Consider the following 19105-nt stretch of genomic DNA (forward strand, 5'->3'; position numbering starts at 1 on the left):
AAAAGTAGCGTTAGATTAACATGTTTAGTTATAGGGCACTATTGGCTATTTAGCCTCTGATAGGCTTTGGCTTAGGAAGTGCAAGGGATCATGCTTAAAGCATGATCCCTTGGTGCTTATTTACCTGAGAACCAGGTAAAGGCTGTTGTTACCGCGTAGCAACTTAAGCGCAACGGCGCCATTTTGCTCCTTAAGTTCTGCCTTGAGTTCCTTAAGGTTTTCGATGCGGGTACGGTTCACCCCGACAATGATATCGCCCTTAAGCAGACCACTGGCCGCAGCCGGAGAGCCTTGCGTGATATCAGTGATCTCAACCCCTTTCTTGTGGTTCTCTAAGGTAGCGCCGGTCAGCATTGGGTGTACTGCACCTGCTGCAGTTTCCGTCTGCTGGCTGGATTCGCCCAGTATCGCCGTGACGGTTTTCTCATCGCCATCGCGGATTAGGCCAAGTTTCACCTTGGCGCCGGCGCCCATGGTACCAATCTTGGCTCTGAGCTCCTGGAAGGTCTTGATGGGCTTGCCATTAACGCTGACAATGATGTCACCGGCCTTAATGCCCGCTTTGTCTGCGGCGCTGTCTGGCATGACTTCATTAACGAAGCCGCCGTGTTGAGAGTCCAGACCGAAGCCTTGAGCCAGTTCACTATCCAAGTCTCGACCGCTGACACCTAGCACGCCACGGCGCACCTCACCGTGCTCGATCAGCTGATCCACCAGGTTGTTGACCATGTTAGCCGGGATGGCAAAGCCTATCCCTACGTTACCGCCGCCAGGGGCGACGATGGCGGTGTTGATACCAATAAGCTCACCGTTAAGGTTAACCAGGGCGCCGCCCGAGTTACCGCTGTTGATGGCGGCGTCGGTTTGAATAAAGTTCTCTAGCATCTCAATGCCTAAGCCGCTGCGCCCCATGGCGCTGACGATACCTGAGGTGACGGTCTGACCTAAGCCAAAGGGGTTACCAATGGCGACAGCAAAGTCACCCACCTTAAGCTCGTCTGAGTCGGCGCGCTTAAGCGCAACTAAGTTTTTCGCCTTTATTTGTAGTAGCGCGACATCGGATTCGGCATCGGCACCAATAAGCTTTGCCTCTATTTCACGGCCATCGTGCAGGCCAATCAAGATCTCATCGGCGCCTTCGATCACATGGTTATTGGTGACGATATAGCCTTCTTCGGCATCGATAATGACCCCTGAACCCAGGCCTTTAAAGGGACGCTCCTGTACCTGCTCTCTTGGCGCATTGGGGCCGAAGAAGTAGCGAAAAGCATCAGGAAGACGCTGTTTAGACACATGGGTGCCTGATACGGCGACGGCAACCACGGCTGGGGTGGTTTTTTCCAGCATGGGAGCCAAGCTAGGAAGCTCTTGTCCACCGACGGCTAGCGGTATGGCGGCTTGAGAAACGGCGGGCATGACCATAAGGCTGGCGCCGAGCAGGGCGGCTGAAAGTAGTGATAATTTGGTTTTCATCTATTCATGACTCCAAGGTTGCAATTATGAACTTTTGACTCTGTAGATATAAGGCTACTCGGACGTAAATCAAGTCAGTAATTTTTGCTGTGTTACTCAATCCGACTGTCGCGTTTTAAATAAAGTTCATGGGATTAACAAAGGTTAATTTTTCGTTAGCCTTCATTGACTAGCGTGAATCGCGCGGCGACAAATTGCCTTGGCCTACGACCTTTTGCTCGTAGGATTGTCTGGGACGACATATACCCTGCGTTCGATTGTCGTGGTACCATCTAGCGGTTGAATTAAGGATAGAAGAGAATAATTTAAGTGTCGCATCTCACCCCTTGGCAGCATTATCAAGCCGATCTACAACGTGATGATTTTTCCTATGATCCTGCCCAGGAGCAGGCGGTCAAGGCGCTGCAACGCGTCTATGACGAATTGCTTGCGGCTCAGCAAAAGCCAAGTGGCGTCGCGAAACTGTTAGGATTTCTCGCTAAGCCAGCGCCTCAGGTGCAGGGCCTGTATCTCTGGGGTGGTGTCGGGCGGGGAAAGACCTATCTGATGGATACCTTTTATGATGCCTTGCCGGGTGAGCGTAAACTCAGGGCGCACTTTCACCGCTTTATGCATCAAATACATCTGGACCTTGATGGCCTAAAAGGTCAGCGAGATCCCTTGTTGGTGATCGCCAAGCGAATGGCCGAGCGTTATCAGGTGATCTGCTTCGATGAGTTTTTTGTATCAGATATTACCGACGCCATGTTGCTGGGCACTCTGTTTCAGGCGCTATTTGCTGAAGGTGTGGCGCTGGTGGCGACGTCTAATATCATTCCCGATGAACTCTATCGTAATGGATTGCAACGGGCGCGCTTTCTGCCAGCGATAGCGCTAATCAACAAACACTGTCAGGTGCTCAATGTGGACAGCGGCATAGATTACCGTCTGCGCACCCTAGAGCAGGCAGAGATCTACCATTATCCGCTAGATCCTCAAGCCGACGAAAACCTGTTGGGTTATTTTCAACAACTCGCCCCAGAGTCGGAAGTTTCAACTGCGGCGATTGATATCGACGGCCGCGAAATCGCCATTCGCAAGCAGGCTCAGGGCGTGCTCTTAATTAACTTCAGAGATCTGTGCGACGGCCCGCGAAGTCAGCGTGACTATATGGAATTGGCCCGTCTTTATCACACTGTACTGCTTAGCGGTGTCGAGCAGATGGGCAGTCAAAGTACGGGCGATGATATCGCCAGACGTTTTCTGGCCATGGTGGATGAGTTTTATGAGCGTCAGGTAAAGCTTATCATCTCTGCCGAGGTGGCGCTGGATGAGATCTATACTCAGGGATTACTCAGCTTCGAGTTTAGACGTTGCCGCTCTCGCCTGACCGAGATGCAGTCTCACGATTATCTAGCGCTGGAACATCTGCCTTAGCCTGCTCGGCGAAAGGAAAAAGTGTGGTTTTTTGCCGTTTCGCTACGACAACAAGCATAAGCTGAGTAAATCATTTAAATTAGCTAAAAAATTAGGTGATTTTTAACTCAGCTTTGTCTATAATTCGCGACCTGCCCTCGTTACTCCGCCAAAAAGGCGGAAGTTGTAAAGCCTTATTCTTTGCTCGAAGGGGCGGAGAATGGCACTTTTTGTGTTGCTATTTCATCGGAAATGGCGGCATGTGAGAACAGAATTTAAACTTTGGGTTTTTGTAAATGAAGACTACATATACTGCTACACCAGAAACAGTGACGCGCGAATGGTTCGTTGTTGACGCTGAAGGTAAAACTTTAGGTCGTATGGCTACTGAGATCGCTCGTCGTCTACGTGGCAAGCATAAGGCAGAATACACTCCTCACGTTGATACTGGCGATTACATCATCGTTATCAATGCTGAGAAAGTAACTGTAACTGGTAACAAAGCAGCAGCTAAGACTTACTACTCTCATTCTGGTTTCCCTGGTGGAATCAAGCAGATTACTTTTGATAAGCTGCAAGATCATAAGCCAGAAATGATTATCGAGAAAGCAGTAAAAGGTATGTTGCCAAAAGGTCCTCTAGGACGTGCCATGTACCGTAAACTGAAAGTTTACGCTGGCGCAGAGCACAACCATGCTGCACAACAACCACAAGTTCTTGATATCTAATCCGGGAGTAAGCTAATGTCTGCAACTCAGTACTACGGCACTGGCCGTCGCAAAACATCTACTGCTCGCGTATTCGCTAAAGTAGGTAGTGGTAACATCGTCGTGAACCAACGTCCACTTGACGAATATTTTGGTCGTGAAACTGCTCGTATGGTTGTTCGTCAACCTCTAGAGCTAGTTGAAATGACTGAAAAGCTAGACATCTATGTAACTGTTAAGGGCGGTGGTATCACTGGCCAAGCAGGTGCAATCCGTCACGGTATCACTCGTGCCCTGATGGAACTTGATGAAGCTCTACGTCCATCTCTACGCGCTGCAGGTTTCGTTACCCGTGATGCTCGTAAAGTTGAGCGTAAGAAAGTGGGTCTACGTAAAGCACGTCGTAAGCCACAATTCTCAAAGCGTTAATTTTTACGCTGCGAAAATTCGAAAAACCCAGCCTTGTGCTGGGTTTTTTTATGGCTATTTTCTGCTATTTTTAAGCCTTATTGTTCTCTATAGGAAACGCGTTTAGATGACTTTCCAACTCCTGATGCTGGTTCTGGCCATAGTGTTGATTATCGAAGGGATAGGACCGCTTTTATTTCCGAATCGTTGGCGGGCATATTTGCAGGAAATTTCTAACCAAAATCAAAGGGTTTTACAAAGGTTGGGCGGTGCTTTAGTCACGGCTGGCGTGGTCATATTGATTATTTTTTCATAAATTACTTGCCATTTCCCCCCCAAGATCTGCTAAAATCCCGTTTTAACCACTACCTTGCAGCAAATAATGGGCAAAAACGTCGTAGTTCTCGGCACCCAATGGGGTGACGAAGGAAAGGGTAAGATAGTCGACCTACTTACCGAACAGGCCAAATATGTCGTTCGTTATCAAGGTGGCCACAATGCGGGTCACACTCTTGTTATCGATGGTGACAAAACCGTTCTTCATCTTATTCCATCAGGGATCTTACGCGATAATGTAAAATGCATTATCGGTAATGGCGTGGTGCTTGCACCTGACGCCCTGATGAAAGAGATCAACATGCTTAAAGAGCGTGGCGTCCCTGTAGAGGAACGTCTGCTTATCTCTGAAGCGTGTCCGTTAATCCTTCCCTTCCACTGTGCCTTAGATATCGCACGCGAAAAAGCGCGCGGTAATAAAGCTATTGGTACAACGGGTCGTGGTATCGGTCCAGCTTACGAAGATAAGATCTCTCGTCGTGGTCTTCGTGTTGGCGATCTGTTTAATGCAGAATTGTTCGCCGAAAAACTGAAGGAAGTGATGGCATATCACAACTTCATGTTGACCGAATACTATGATTGCGAAGCGGTTGATTACGAAACCACATTGAAAGATGCGTTGGCGATTGCTGACTATCTGAAGAGCATGTGTACAGATGTGACTGAGTTGCTGGATCAAGCACGTAAGGCCGGTGAGCCTATCCTGTTTGAAGGCGCACAGGGTACCCTTTTGGATATTGACCATGGTACTTATCCGTTTGTAACCTCTTCAAACACTACTGCCGGTGGTGTTGCGACAGGCTCTGGCTTCGGTCCACGTCATCTAGACTATGTGCTCGGTATCATGAAGGCATACACCACACGTGTGGGTGCGGGTCCTTTCCCTACTGAGTTGCAAGACGAAATCGGTGATCACTTAGGTACTAAGGGTCACGAGTTTGGTGCGACCACTGGTCGTAAGCGTCGTCCAGGTTGGTTAGATATCGTTGCCATGAAGCGCGCGGTACAGATCAACAGCATCAGCGGTTTCTGCTTGACTAAGCTTGACGTACTCGACGGTTTGGAAGAGGTGAAGATCTGTGTGGGTTATCAGTACCCAGATGGCAGCATCGCTACCGTGACTCCGCTAGCAGCAGAAGGCTACGAGCAGGTTACGCCTGTGCTTGAAACTATGCCTGGTTGGAGTGAGAACACCTTTGGTGCGACCTCTATTGAGCAGCTGCCACAGGCGGCGATCAACTACATCAAGCGCATCGAAGAGTTACTGGAAACGCCAGTCGACATTATCTCAACGGGTCCCGATAGAAACGAGACCATGATTCTAGTGAATCCGTTTAGTTAATCATAAGGGCCGCGTTAAGCGGCCTTTTTATTGGGAGTTGTTTATTGCAATATGGCCACAGAGGCGCCGCCTTAGGCTGACTATTTTGCAATCGCTTTTAAGCTAACGCCACAGCGGCCGATAAGATAAGGTATACTGCCTAAGTCTGTTACGGATAAAGGCACGAGTTCTACATAGAGAATTTTGTTATGGCACGATTAGTATTCTTTATTTTAATGGCCTGTTTATCGACAGTGGCACAGGCTGAAACCAAAACTGACAAGCAGACTGACGACAAAAGCGTGATCAGAGCGGTCGATATTTATAGCCAAGAGCAGCTTATCGACATGATCCGAGACAAGTCTTACCTGACAAGGGTAAAAGGCGACGATTGTCAGCTGGTACAAGATATTGAGGCGCGTGCCGAAGTGCTAAAACAGCCGCTGTATCAATATCTTTGGGCTGAGATGCTGAACTATGGTATCTGTGTCAAAGCCAATCCTCCCAGAGGCATTTCTATGCTTCGTGACGCTGCTGAGCAAGGCAGTGCAGAAGCTATGGTTCGGATCGCCGAGTATTACCATGAGGGTAAGTTCGTGATCCAAGATAAAGAGCGCGCAGTGCAATACACGCTGCCCGCTGCCGCCAGTGGCGATCTCCCTGCACGTATGATGCTGGTGAGATTGTTTGGCGAAGGCTATGGTAGTCCCAGAGATTATGTGATGGGTTACCACTGGCTTTACAACGATGTATTTAGTGATGAGGCGACCAAACAGGAAGCCATGAAATTATTGATGGTGCTAGAAGCAAAAATGCCCGCCAGTGCAGTAGATAGGGCTAAGCAGGAGCATCTGAGATCCCGATAAACGCCCTAAGCCCCTTAGACAATCTGGAGAGCCGGGCAAAAAGTATGGATATTGAATGATCAAAGATCCGCATTTAAAGCGTGAACAAGAGAAGTACGACAACCCCATTCCTAGTCGTGAGTATATTTTAGATTACTTACGCTCACAGCAATCACCCCTCAATCGTGAAAAAATTGCCCAGGCGCTCAAGATCAGCGATGAAGAGCAGCTAGAAGCCTTACGTCGCCGCCTCAGGGCGATGGAGCGTGATGGCGAGCTGGTCTTTACCCGTGGTCAGGCCTATGGCTTGCCCGAGCGTATGGATCTGCTAAGTGGCACAGTTCTGGGCCACAAGGATGGTTTCGGCTTCCTTAAACTCGATGAAGGGGGCGATGACCTCTTTATCAACAACCGTGACATGCTGATGTATTTTCACGGCGACAAGGTGCTTGCTCAAAAAGCCGGTGTCGATCGTAAGGGCCGCCGCGAGGCGCGTATCGTACGTCTGACCCATGAGCGCAGCGCGCCTCTGGTGGGGCGTTTCCATCTGGATTCTGGCATGGCCTTCGTGATTGCAGACGACAAGCGCATCACCCAGGAGATCCTGATCCCCGATGGCGATCGCAATGGTGCCCGTCAGGGCGATGTCGTGGTGGTTGAACTCACCCGTCGTCCTGGCCGCTACATGAAGGCTGCCGGCAAGGTCACCGAGGTGCTGGGCAAAGAGATGGCGCCGGGCATGGAGATTGAGATTGCCCTGCGCAACTACGATCTGCCCCATACCTGGTCGAGCCTGATCGAGAAGAAGCTGCGCAAGATCCCTGATGAAGTGACCGAAGAGGATAAACAAGGGCGGGTTGACCTGCGCAAGTTACCTCTGGTCACCATAGATGGTGAAGATGCGCGTGATTTCGATGACGCCGTCTATGCCGAGACCAAGAAGAGCGGCGGTTGGCGCCTGTGGGTGGCCATTGCCGATGTCAGCCATTATGTGCGCACTGACTCGGCGCTGGACAAAGAAGCCCGCGCCCGCGGTAACTCAGTCTACTTTCCGTCTCAGGTGATCCCTATGTTGCCGGAGAAATTGTCGAACGGTCTCTGTTCGCTCAATCCTGGGGTCGACAGGCTCTGTATGGTGGCCGAGATGACCATTTCGGCAACGGGCAAGCTGTCGGGCTATAAGTTTTATCCAGCCGTGATGCACTCTCATGCACGTCTGACCTACACCCAGGTGGCGGATATGCTCGAAGGTGGCGAGGTGAGTGATGAGCTTAAGCCAATCTTCCCGCACCTGCAGACATTGCAGTCGCTCTATCTGACTTTAGATGAGACACGCGCGCAGCGCGGTGCTATCGCCTTTGAAACCACTGAGACCCAGTTTATTTTCAATGCCGATCGCAAGATAGATCGCATCGAGCCCCGTACCCGCAATCAGGCCCATAAGATCATCGAAGAGTGTATGATCATGGCCAACGTGGCGGCGGCTAAGTTTGTGCAAAAGCATAAGGGTGAAGTGCTCTATCGGGTGCACGAAGCGCCGTCAGAGCAGAAGCTGACTAACTTTAAAGATTTCCTCAAGGAGCGCGGCCTCACCATGGGCGGTGGTCTTGAGCCTGAGCCGGCCGATTATCAGGCGCTCATGGAGCAGGTGATTGACAGGCCTGATGCCGAATTGATTCAGGTAATGTTGCTGCGCTCTATGCGTCAGGCAACTTACACCCCGGATAACGAGGGTCACTTTGGCCTGGCGCTGGAGCAGTATTCGCACTTTACCTCGCCGATTCGTCGTTACCCCGATTTGATTCTGCACAGGGTGATCCGTTACCTGCTGGCCAAGGAGCGTGGCGAGGGCAATGACAAGTGGACGCCTGATGGTGGTTACCACTATCAGATCGAAGAGCTTGATCTGCTGGGTGAAGAGTGTTCCACCACAGAGCGACGCGCCGATGAGGCGACCCGTGATGTGAGCGATTGGCTTAAGTGTGAGTTTATGCGTGACCATGTGGGCGACACCTTTGAGGCCGTTATCGCCTCGGTCACCCACTTCGGCATGTTTGTGCGCCTAAGCGATCTCTTTATCGATGGTCTGGTGCATATCTCGACCCTGGGCGGCGACTATTATCACTACGATAATATGCGTCAGCGTCTGGTGGGTGAGGCCACGGGGCAGGTGTATCAGATAGGCGATCCCGTCACGGTTAAGGTAGCGGCGGTGAATCTGGACGACCGTCAGATCGATCTCATGATGGTGGGCGACGATGGTAAAGCACCTCGACCACGCCGGGGCAAGAAGCCCTTGACCGCTCGTGAGCGAGTCAATCTCGAAGGCGCCAAGGTTGGCCGTAAGGGCGGCAAAGAAGATGACAAGCCAAGCGGTAAGCGCCGATCTGGCAAACGCAGTGACGCTAAGCCCGGAGCAGGCAAGCCAGGAGCCGGCAAGGCGGGGGCGGCCAAGCCAAAGAGCGGTGCCCCAAAAAGCACAGCTAAGGCTAAGCCAAGCGCCAAGAAGCGTAAAGCGGTTAAAAAACGCAGTAGTAAGAAATAAGAGATTTTAATTAGATGAAGAAACAAGATTTTACCTTCGGCATCCATGCCGTCGAGGCCTTGCTAAAAAACAGCCCTGAGCGGGTGATTGAGATGTGGGTACTCCAGGGCCGTGATGATCAGCGCCTGATGCCACTGATCCAAATGGCGGCGGAATATGGTGTGTCGGTGCAGCAGGCCTCTCGTAAGGCGCTGGACGACAAGGCCGGCAGCAGTCAGCACCAAGGTGTGCTGGTACGTGCTAAGCCCGCTAAGCAACTCAATGACAACGATCTTCTGGCGCTACTGGATAAAACAGAGACCCCGTTTCTGTTGATCCTCGACGGCGTGACCGATCCCCACAACTTAGGTGCCTGTCTGCGTAACGCCGATGCCGCCGGAGTACACGGGGTGATAGTGCCGCGCGACAACTCGGTTGGCCTCACGCCAACCGTCAGTAAGGTTGCCTGCGGCGCCGCAGAAGTCGTGCCCCTGTTTCAGGTGACTAACCTAGCGCGCACCATGAAAGCTTTGCAAGATAAGGGCGTTTGGATCGTCGGCGCGGCCGGTGAAGCCGAGCACGACCTTTACAAGGCCGACCTTAAAGGCCCAATCGCCATCGCTATGGGCGCCGAAGACAAGGGCCTACGTCGTCTGACCCGCGAGAGCTGTGATTCGCTGGCCTCTATCCCGATGGCGGGTAGCGTCTCTAGCCTCAACGTCTCTGTGGCCACAGGGATCTGCTTGTTCGAGGCGGTTCGCCAAAGGTTGGGGTGATTGGGAATTCGATCTTCCAATTTTTGAGTCGCTGACTCAAGGTTGATGAATGCCGATGAGGGAGACTTCATCGGCATTTTTGTATCTGTCGTTGGACGACATGGTCATTTAGTGACGTGGTTTTAGCGTTAACCGTCGCTGTTGTTTATAGCCTGCGGCTCGCTTATGTGCAGATACATCTGCTACACGCCGTGAATCCCTCCCTGGAGGCTCGACGATGGCATCCCTGCCATCGACGTCCGCAGATGCATCTACACCCGGTTATTTCATCTCTTCGATTGAACGGTATCGGAATTTTCTATGTGTCTGGTTAAAGTGCATTTGTTCTTGCCGTGGATCTTGTAGCGTTAACCTTCATTGTTATCTATCGCCTGCCCGGTAGGGGATGTGCAAGCACTCTTTTGGCATGGTGAGTGAAGCGCAGCTTTGTGTTCACGAACGAGAGGCATGGATGCCGAACTGGCTGTTAAACAGGGATGTTGTTTGGATATATCCCTATACACTTCACGGCGGTACTGACCTACATGGATGTTGGGAATGCCAAAAAATGTAGGGAACATTTTTGGTCATGCCGCCGAGAGCCAAAAGCGTGCTTACACCCATATCTAAACGTCTCTTCGATTTGGCTTCACTTGGCATCGGTAAATGATGTTGATTAATATTGAGGAATGCTTTAACTGTATATGGGCCAAATAGTGATGGGTTAGTCTCTTCATCAGTTGGTTACATCGGTACTTGGAGTGTAAATTAATTATCGGCAGGAATTTATCCGGTAGGTCGGATAATAAGCCATTAGCTGTAGAAAGGAGATCATTATGCAGTATAAAAACACTCAGCCTGGAATCGCGATGCTTTCAATTATGGGAATTGTAGTATTGGTACTTGTCTTTGCATCGGTAACGAAGCCTACCGAACCTATTGGATTTGCGTATTTAATTTTAGGTGTGCTTTCTATTCTTTTTTCATCATTAACCATTAAAGTGGAAGGTGGAGAAGTAAAGTGGTTTTTTGGTCCAAAATTTTGGAATAAATCAATAAAAATATCTGAAATCGAGTCGATCAAAAAGACAAGAACGAAATGGTACTACGGGCTTGGAATTCGTTTAATTTCAACTGGATGGTTATATAACGTTTCAGGTCTAACAGCTGTTGAATTAAAACTCAAAGATGGCACAACCGTTAGTTTGGGTACAAACGATCCTGAAAACTTAATAAAGGCTATTGAGCAAAGCAGCTAACAAGCCAAGTCAGCGGGAGTTATCCTTGATATCGAATGATAAAAGCAGCGTTCACCTATTTTGATAGCCTCTTAGGTTTGGCTTCATTGGTTACATTTTAAGATGATTTTTGCCGTAAGAGCAGTGCATTTGACAAGGAAGCAATTAATGAGATGGATTCTTACACTCTGGCTTACTCTGGTTTTTGTTGGTTGTTCGAATACTAGGATCCATGAACAAGCCAAGATTAGCCTAATTTCTCCAGATACTATTCTTTTTGACGGCTCTATAACACAGCAAAATGTAGCTGTTTTTGAAGAGCTGTTAAACGCTCAATTCCAACAAGTCGCTACAATCGTAATCAAAAGTGTTGGGGGGGATGTTTTGTCAGGTATTTACCTTGGTGAACTCGTTCACTCCCATCAATTGGACGTAATCATTAGAGGAGTATGTGCCTCTTCTTGTGCCAACTATGTTGCGACCGCCAGTAGTAATGTCATAGTTGAAGAAGGAGCTGTACTTGGTTGGCATGGTGGTTCGCTGCAATCTTTATATGGAGGGTTTGAGCATGATTGGTTCGATTCGTTTTTTGCAGATAAAGAATCTTTTAAGGAATATCTTGCGGAGTGGCAGTTAAAGGAACGAGCCTTCTTTGAGAAAGTTGGTGTGAATCAGTCTTTGACAGTTTTGGGTATGGTGCCTGGACTAAAAGAAAAGCGAAATACGATGCTATATAGCTTTGATAAGCAGACACTAAACTTATTGGGAACGAGTATTAAGTATGTTGGTGAGCAAAACCGATTTGATGTCGAGGGAAATGAGGTTCTTCAGGTGTTTCAGCTATCTCCTCAACAGTTGCAAGTGATGTTGAAAAATCATTCACTACGTTTGGCTCAAGCCAGAGTATATGGAACGAATTGAGAAAAGATAATAATGTCTAAAACAGATTCGCTCCTGATTGATAACCGACTGACACCAGTAACGTCAAATCGAAGAGACGATAGATATCGGTGTAAACACGTTTTTGGCCTTCGAAATCAGGGATGATTTCGCAGAGCCCACAGGGAAGTGCTCGTGGCGAGCCAAAAACGTGTTTGCACATAAGGCCTGCGGCAGGCAATTGATACAGCATAAGGCCAAGGTTGGCTTAAACCTTTCAAATATCAAAGTCGGGTAGAAGCTACTACTATCTGAAAAGTAGTTGAAAACGACAGGCATCAGTAACGTTAAATCGGAGAGACGTTGGATACCTAGTGTAGATACGCCGATGAGCTTCCGAAACAGGGATGTTTCGGCAGAGCCTATAGGGATATATTCAAACAACGTACGTGTTTAAAGGCCAGTTCGGCATCCATGCCTCTCGTTCGTGAGCACGAAGCTACGCTTCACTCACCGTCTCACAGGCGTATCTGCACATGAGCCCACCGCAGGTGATAAGTAGACCATGAAGCTATGGTCTGAAGTCAGCGAGCAAATATCAAAGTGGCTAGTGGCCACGACTGGCAAGTCAGATTAATTGCCCCATCATTTGGGGGCACTCAAACCTTTATTTAAAGGTGTACAGCAGATTAAAGGTCGTGACGGTATCCGTCTGCTTCGAATCTTCGGGTACTACTTCTGTGTACTTGATATTCATGCCCACCTTAAACGCCCAGTCTTGAAACAGGGTGTTCTTGTAACTCATGTCTAGTGTGACAGTGCTGTTGTCCTCGCCAGTCTCGGCGGTGAGGTCGGCGTTGAAGCTGGTGTATTCGTGGATCTTCTGCTCGAATTTGGCGGCGGTACGCAGAATCACCTCACGCTCGGCTTCTGGGTCGGGGACCGACTCACTGACCTGAGGCAAGTTGTATCGATAACCTGGGCCCACTTCGAGACTCAACTTAGTGCTGTCGCCGCTGATGGCATCGAAACCATAACCGGTCGACACAGTCGAGATGCGGGTATAACTACCAAATCTGTCTTCGGTGAAGTCGCCACGGGCAAAGATATAGCCTGAGTAGATCTTGTAGCTCGACTGGAGCTGGACATCATATTTTTCTGATGTGGTCTTTTCTGAATCTGAGGCGAAGTAAGCCTTGAACACCCCTTCCTGACGGAAGTTGTCTGTGTCGTAGAGTAGCTTGGTGCGGCCGTTGAAGCTGCTGGACTCTGTGTTACCCGTGTTGATCTGCAGCCCCGCTTCGATCTCTGCCGAGAAGTCGCTAGGGGGTTCCTGATAGTCCGGGGGCACGAGCGCCCAGGCACTGTGGCTAAGGCCGAGTGTGAGAAATAAACTTGTTGCTCTTAACATTATTTTTATTTTTTGCACGCGTCTAGAACACAAAAATGACAGCGCACTATCATACCGTTTCACCGGGCGATGGGCAAAGTGAATAACGAAAGATATTGCTTGAGTTTTGAGGTGTGAGCATGTACTATTCCGCGGCTTAATTCAGTCACTTTATTTAGTTCCTTGCCTCCATTTGGTCTGACTGAGCCAACAACGAGGCTAGATAACCGTAAGGAGCAAAAAATGCGTCATTATGAAATCGTATTTTTAGTTCACCCTGATCAGAGTGAACAAGTGCCAGGTATGATCGAACGTTACACGGGTATCCTTACCCAAGCTGGCGGTCAAATCCACCGTTTAGAAGACTGGGGCCGTCGTCAACTGGCTTACCCAATCATCGAATTGCATAAAGCTCACTATGTTCTGATGAACGTAGAAGCGACTGCAGAATCGGTTGAAGAGCTAGAAACAGCTTTCCGTTTCAACGACGCTGTTCTTCGTAGCATGGTTATGCGTACCAAAGGTGCCATCACCGAAGCTTCTCCAATGGCTAAAGCGAAAGACGAGCGTGAATCACGTCGTTCTAGCGAAGATCGCCCAGCTGCAGAAGCAACTGAAGCATCTGAAGAAGCCGCTGAAAACGCAGCAGAGTAAGTTTATTTGTGGCCACCAATCATTTGGTGTTGTCTGGAACCATAACCCGGTCCAGAAGCTTTAGTAGCCCGGCAGGCATCCCGCATTGCGTGATCATGTTGGAACACAAATCGCAGGTTTATGAAGCAGAGATGCTGAGAAACGTATACTGCCAGATACAAGTGATATTAAGTGGCGAACGCTTTAACAGCATCACAGACAAACTGAAAACCGGTGTGGATATTGAGGTTAAAGGCTTTATCGCGCTCCAACGAGGACGCAATGGTCAAAATCGCCTGGTATTACACGCTGAAAATGTCGAATTGAAAACTTAGGAGACTGTCAACATGGCACGTTATTTCCGTCGTCGCAAGTTCTGCCGTTTCACTGCAGAAGGCGTTACTGAGATCGATTACAAAGATATCGCTACTCTAAAGAACTACATCACTGAAAGTGGTAAAATTGTTCCTAGCCGTATCACTGGTACAAACGCTAAATACCAACGTCAACTGGCTCGCGCTATCAAGCGTGCTCGTTATCTTTCTCTACTGCCTTACACTGATCTACATCAGTAATAGCGCATCAATTTAGAGGAATTAATAATGAACGTTATTCTACTTGATAAAATCGCTAACCTGGGTAACCTGGGTGACCAAGTGTCAGTTAAAGCTGGTTATGCTCGTAACTTCCTTTTACCTCAAGGTAAAGCAGTTGTTGCTAACGCTGCTAACACTGAAGTATTCGAAGCTCGTCGTGCTGAACTAGAAGCTAAGCTAGCTGCTGAACTAACTGCTGCTAATGAGCGCGCTGAGAAAATCAACGCTCTTGAAGCTGTTGTTATCGCTTCTAAAGCGGGTGACGAAGGCAAGCTGTTCGGTTCAATTGGTAACCGTGACATCGCTGATGCAGTGACTGCTGCTGGCGTTGAACTAGCTAAGAGCGAAGTTCGTCTGCCACTAGGTGCTATCCGCACTACTGGCGAATACGAAATCGATGTTCAGCTTCACGCTGAAGTTAAGGCTGTTGTTAAGCTTTCTGTTGTTGCAGAAGACTAATACACAGTTTTAAACGATTAAAAGAAACACCGCGCTAATCTGATTAGTGCGGTGTTTTTTTATGCCTGCTCGTAAGGCCTACATCAATGACCAATTGTGAGTCGTTAGAAGTCATTAGTTATTAGTCATTAGATACAAGCCACAAGTCACAAGCGTAAGTGAGTGCATCAGCTAGCTTGTCTGAGAGGTGAGAGGTGAGAACTCTGAGAGTTAGGCTGGCAAAAAAATACCCGGCATGGCCGGGTATTTTTATTGCAGTAGATTCGATGAGTGTCTGCTGGCTTAGTTGCGTACCAGCTCCAGCTCGCTGATCAGGTTGTCGGCGTGATCCACTTCATCCATCATCCACAGAATGTAGCGGAAATCCACGTGCACGGCGCGGGTGATGGTTGGGTTAAAGAACCAGTCTTTGGTAATGGCTTCATAGGTGGAGTCAAAGTTGAGTCCCACCAATTCGCCCTTGCCGTTAAACACGGGTGAACCCGAGTTACCACCCGTGGTATCGACGCTGGAGAGGAAGTTCACCGGCACAGAGCCAAAGCTCTCAGGCTTGTCCAGGCATGAGAATAGGCGGCACAGCCAAGAGGCTGGGTCTTGATACACTGACTCGACCTTGTGGCTGCCATAACGCTTGGCCTTGATGGCATCCAGTACCTTTTGAGGTGCATCGAAAGGCTCAACGCCCGTGTGTTTGGCGACTATTCCTTCCAGGCGAGTGAAGGGCTGCTTGTAGAGGGCGTCTTTCGACTGGTAACCATCCACCATGCCGTAGGTGATACGCAGGGTGCCGTTGGCATCTGGGTATACGGGCCAGTTGTTGGCCTTGTAGTAGGCGATAACGGCTTCCATGTAACCAGGACGCGCCTTAGACAGCTTACCGGCTAAGGTCTTCTTAGCTTTTTCCTGTGTCAAGTTAGTGTCGTACAGGGCTACGGCGATGCGGATGAAAGGATCGGCGCTGGTTTCAAAGGCTTTCACATCGGCGTCCATCCAGGCCAGACGCTCGGCCTGATTGGTGAGGCCGGTTAGCGAATAGAGACCATCGAGCTTATCGCTCAGGCTCACCTCTGGGTCATCCGATTTCAGCATGGCATCCAGCTCAGGTACGCGGTTGTCCTGGGCTAAATAAGCCTTGAGATCCTGCAGCCAGAGCGTCTTATCGACGCTGATGGCAAAGCTTGAGTCGATACGCTTGAGGCGCGCCTTGAACATCTTCATGTCGCGCTCTTGGTAGCCCTCTTCACGCTCGGCATCTGGTTTGGTCTTCTCTTTAGCCAGACGATAGAGGCGGTTAGCTGCGGCTAATAGCTCGCTGGACTGGGCATTTTCGAAGAAGTAGCGGGTCTGCTGCGCCTGGCGCTGCTCAACCAGCAGAGTCTCTAGCTGATCAAACTTAGCCTGATAGCTCTGGTATTGGCTGTCTGTGCTTAGCCACTTGCGGAAGTCGTCTTCGCGCGCCTGCTTGATACCGGCGATATCGGTGGCCTTAAAGCCATCGAGCAGACCGTTATATTTCTTCATGCGGTTGGCCATAGAGGCCAGGGTACCGGCGTACTTGATCTTAACGCCAGCGTCCTGTGCGCCCATGGCTTCAATGGTGTCGATACGCTGCTGATAACGCTCAGCAAGAGTAGGGTAGAGCCAGTCGCTGGCAAATTTTAGCTCGCTGGTGAGGCGGTAGCGGCTGGTCGAGCCAGGGTAACCGGCCACGAATACGCCGTCGCCCGCCTTAACGCCGTCGGCGTTGATCTTCAGATAGCTCTTAGGCTTGAAGGGCACGTTATCTGGCGAGTAGGCCGCGGGCTTACCATCTTTGCCGACATAGGCGCGCAGGAAGGTAAAGTCGCCCGAATGGCGTGGGTATTCATAGTTGTCTATGTCGCCGCCGAATGAGCCGACGCTCTTTGGTGGCGCATACACCAGACGCACGTCGCGAATGATCAACTGCTTGATCAGATAGTATTCCAGGCCATTGTGGAAGCTGCGCACCGAACAGCGATAGTTGTCATCGCTCTCACACTCTTTAATCAATGCCTTACGATTGGCTTGGATCTCTTCGTAGCGCTTTAGCGGGTCGTCGCTGAGATCTTTAGTGACCTGCTGGCTCACATTGGTCACCGCCTCGGTGATATAGAGTCGCTCGTTAGGACCGGCAGAAGGTTCGTCCGCTTGTTTGCTCGCCAGGAAGCCATCGGCGATATAGTTATGCTCTTTTTTGCTGTTGTATTGAATCGCACGGTAGGCGCAGTGGTGATTCGTCACAACTAACCCTTGGGGGGATACGAAACTGGCGGTACAATACCCGAGTCCGACAACTGCATTCATCGGATATTGCGTCAGATCGGCAAGTTGCTTTGCTGGAATTTCGATACCGCGTTCGCTCAGCTTGTCGGCGATCGAAGGCATTTGATACGGTTGCCATTGCCCTTCATCGGCAATCACAGCGCCAGATGACAGCATTAAGGCTGCAACCAATGCTTTGCGCATGTTTATTCCTTAATTATTATGTGTAAGTTTGTAGGACGAACAGGTTAAGCGCCTGTTTCTGCTTGACCCCGGTTTTATACCATATTTTGCCTAATCGTTGGAAATTTGGAGAGTTAATGTCACAGCAAGGTGGATTTCAGGCTAAGAAAAAGCCTAGAGATATTCAGATCGATGCATTGAAGATGCCGCCACATTCGATTGAGGCCGAGCAGTCTGTGCTCGGTGGCTTGATGTTGGATTCAGAAGCCTGGGATAAGGTGGCTGAAGCCGTGGTGAAGGATGACTTTTATTCCCGTTCCCACAAGATGATCTTTACCGCCATGGAATCTTTGGTGGCGGCGGGTCAGCCAATCGATCTGATCACCGTCTCCGAGCAGTTGGAGCTGGAAGATCACTTAGAAGATGCCGGTGGTTTCGCTTACTTAGGCGAGATAGCCAAAAACACTCCAAGCGCGGGTAACATTCTCTCCTACGCGGCCATCGTGCGTGAGCGCGCCGTGGTGCGTGAGATGATCAAGGTAGCCAACGAGATCGCCGATGCGGGCTTTAACCCCGAGGGGCGTAACTCCAGTGAGCTGCTGGATCTGGCCGAGAGCAAGGTATTTAAGATCGCCGAGCAGCGCGCCAATGCCAACGAAGGCCCTGAGGGGATCAAGACCATCCTCGAGAAGACGGTCGATAAGATCGAGGCGCTGTATAACAACCCCCACAATGGTGTGACCGGGGTGTCCAGCGGCTTTGGCGATCTCGATCGCATGACGGCGGGTTTCCAGTCGGGTGACTTGATCATCGTCGCGGCGCGTCCCTCTATGGGTAAGACCACCTTCGCCATGAACCTGTGTGAACAGGCGGCGCTGCACGAAGATAAGCCAGTGCTCATCTTCAGCTTGGAGATGCCCTCGGAGCAGATCATGATGCGTATGCTGGCCTCTCTTGGCCGGGTGGATCAAACCAAGATACGTACGGGTCAGCTCGACGATGACGATTGGGCAAGGGTTTCCTCGACCATGGGGATCATGCTTGAGCAGGGCAAGATGTATATCGATGATGGCTCGGGCCTGACACCGACCGAGGTGCGTAGCCGTGCCAGACGTATTGCCCGCGAATATGGCGGCCTGTCGATGATCATGATCGATTACCTTCAGTTGATGCAGGTGCCCGCTCTGTCCGATAACCGAACGCTGGAGATCGCCGAGATCTCACGCTCGCTGAAGGCCTTGGCTAAAGAACTCGAGATCCCCGTGATCGCGCTATCGCAGCTTAACCGTTCTTTGGAGCAACGTGCCGATAAGCGCCCAGTAAACTCAGACTTGCGTGAGTCAGGCTCTATTGAGCAGGATGCGGATTTGATCATGTTTATTTATCGTGATGAGGTGTATAACGACGACTCAGAAGATAAGGGCACCGCGGAGATCATCATAGGTAAGCAGCGTAACGGTCCCATCGGGCGTGTGCGTTTGACCTTCCAGGGCCAGTTCTCTCGTTTCGATAATTATGCCGGTCCGCAGTTCGAAGAAGATTAATCCGATTCATACCAATCACAATGAGTGAGCTGTTATTTATTGCGCTTGGTATAAGCTCATAGGGTGAGATTAAACTTGGTTTAAACTGCCCTATGGGTCGCTATTTTGCGTTACCCTCATCAGAGTCTCGACGTTA

18 protein-coding genes are annotated in these 19105 nt (G+C 49.9%); 15 read left to right on the forward strand and 3 right to left on the reverse strand.

What is annotated here, in order from left to right; all coding sequences use genetic code 11:
* Positions 1-120 precede the first annotated feature (120 nt).
* Positions 121-1473 carry a Do family serine endopeptidase DegQ gene (gene degQ / locus L2712_RS00700; RefSeq protein WP_248976588.1) on the reverse strand — a complete coding sequence of 451 codons (1353 nt, stop codon included), beginning with the start codon at positions 1471-1473 and terminating at the stop codon, positions 121-123.
* Between the two features lie 309 nt (positions 1474-1782).
* On the opposite strand from degQ, the gene zapE reads away from it, so the two are divergent.
* From zapE to L2712_RS00750, 10 genes are all read left to right on the forward strand, one after another.
* Positions 1783-2889, forward strand: a complete 1107-nt coding sequence (gene zapE / locus L2712_RS00705) for a cell division protein ZapE (RefSeq protein WP_248976589.1) — start codon at positions 1783-1785, stop codon at positions 2887-2889.
* A 275-nt stretch (positions 2890-3164) separates the two neighbouring features.
* Positions 3165-3596 (forward strand): 50S ribosomal protein L13, encoded by a 432-nt coding sequence (gene rplM / locus L2712_RS00710; protein WP_033539413.1) that lies wholly within the window; start codon positions 3165-3167, stop codon positions 3594-3596.
* A 15-nt stretch (positions 3597-3611) separates the two neighbouring features.
* A complete protein-coding gene (gene rpsI, locus L2712_RS00715; RefSeq protein ID WP_011867089.1) occupies positions 3612-4004 on the forward strand; it encodes a 30S ribosomal protein S9 in 393 nt (130 codons plus the stop codon).
* Positions 4005-4110: 106 nt separating this feature from the next.
* Positions 4111-4299, forward strand: a complete 189-nt coding sequence (locus L2712_RS00720) for a DUF2065 domain-containing protein (protein ID WP_033539412.1) — start codon at positions 4111-4113, stop codon at positions 4297-4299.
* A 66-nt stretch (positions 4300-4365) separates the two neighbouring features.
* Positions 4366-5661: an adenylosuccinate synthase gene (locus tag L2712_RS00725; protein WP_033539411.1), complete on the forward strand. Its 1296-nt coding sequence runs from the start codon at positions 4366-4368 to the stop codon at positions 5659-5661.
* 188 nt (positions 5662-5849) lie between these two features.
* Positions 5850-6506 carry a tetratricopeptide repeat protein gene (locus L2712_RS00730; protein WP_248976590.1) on the forward strand — a complete coding sequence of 219 codons (657 nt, stop codon included), beginning with the start codon at positions 5850-5852 and terminating at the stop codon, positions 6504-6506.
* 55 nt (positions 6507-6561) lie between these two features.
* Positions 6562-9030, forward strand: coding sequence for a ribonuclease R (gene rnr / locus L2712_RS00735; RefSeq protein WP_248976591.1), 2469 nt, complete (start codon positions 6562-6564; stop codon positions 9028-9030).
* Between the two features lie 14 nt (positions 9031-9044).
* Positions 9045-9785, forward strand: a complete 741-nt coding sequence (gene rlmB, locus L2712_RS00740; RefSeq protein WP_248976592.1) for a 23S rRNA (guanosine(2251)-2'-O)-methyltransferase RlmB — start codon at positions 9045-9047, stop codon at positions 9783-9785.
* Between the two features lie 815 nt (positions 9786-10600).
* A complete protein-coding gene (locus L2712_RS00745; RefSeq protein ID WP_033540767.1) occupies positions 10601-11023 on the forward strand; it encodes a hypothetical protein in 423 nt (140 codons plus the stop codon).
* A 147-nt stretch (positions 11024-11170) separates the two neighbouring features.
* Complete coding sequence (locus L2712_RS00750; protein WP_248976593.1) at positions 11171-11923, forward strand: hypothetical protein; 753 nt, start codon at positions 11171-11173, stop codon at positions 11921-11923.
* A gap of 625 nt (positions 11924-12548) precedes the next feature.
* Here the strand turns inward: L2712_RS00750 and L2712_RS00755 are convergent.
* Positions 12549-13292, reverse strand: coding sequence for a DUF481 domain-containing protein (locus L2712_RS00755; protein ID WP_033540765.1), 744 nt, complete (start codon positions 13290-13292; stop codon positions 12549-12551).
* A gap of 222 nt (positions 13293-13514) precedes the next feature.
* On the opposite strand from L2712_RS00755, the gene rpsF reads away from it, so the two are divergent.
* The 4 genes from rpsF to rplI are packed head-to-tail and all read left to right on the forward strand — an operon-like array spanning position 13515 to position 14959.
* Positions 13515-13925 carry a 30S ribosomal protein S6 gene (gene rpsF, locus L2712_RS00760; RefSeq protein ID WP_248976594.1) on the forward strand — a complete coding sequence of 137 codons (411 nt, stop codon included), beginning with the start codon at positions 13515-13517 and terminating at the stop codon, positions 13923-13925.
* Between the two features lie 8 nt (positions 13926-13933).
* Positions 13934-14239 (forward strand): primosomal replication protein N, encoded by a 306-nt coding sequence (priB, locus tag L2712_RS00765; protein ID WP_033540763.1) that lies wholly within the window; start codon positions 13934-13936, stop codon positions 14237-14239.
* Positions 14240-14251: 12 nt separating this feature from the next.
* Positions 14252-14479, forward strand: coding sequence for a 30S ribosomal protein S18 (gene rpsR, locus L2712_RS00770; protein WP_011867078.1), 228 nt, complete (start codon positions 14252-14254; stop codon positions 14477-14479).
* A 27-nt stretch (positions 14480-14506) separates the two neighbouring features.
* Complete coding sequence (rplI, locus tag L2712_RS00775; protein WP_033540762.1) at positions 14507-14959, forward strand: 50S ribosomal protein L9; 453 nt, start codon at positions 14507-14509, stop codon at positions 14957-14959.
* Between the two features lie 282 nt (positions 14960-15241).
* Here the strand turns inward: rplI and L2712_RS00780 are convergent, their stop codons facing one another.
* Positions 15242-17446 carry a S46 family peptidase gene (locus L2712_RS00780; RefSeq protein ID WP_248976595.1) on the reverse strand — a complete coding sequence of 735 codons (2205 nt, stop codon included), beginning with the start codon at positions 17444-17446 and terminating at the stop codon, positions 15242-15244.
* Positions 17447-17562: 116 nt separating this feature from the next.
* Here L2712_RS00780 and dnaB point away from each other — a divergent pair, with 116 nt between their 5' ends.
* Complete coding sequence (dnaB, locus tag L2712_RS00785) at positions 17563-18969, forward strand: replicative DNA helicase (protein ID WP_033540760.1); 1407 nt, start codon at positions 17563-17565, stop codon at positions 18967-18969.
* The last annotated feature ends 136 nt before the right edge of the window (positions 18970-19105 follow it).

It is taken from the genome of Shewanella marisflavi, from assembly GCF_023283925.1.
GTDB classification, from domain to species: domain Bacteria; phylum Pseudomonadota; class Gammaproteobacteria; order Enterobacterales; family Shewanellaceae; genus Shewanella; species Shewanella marisflavi.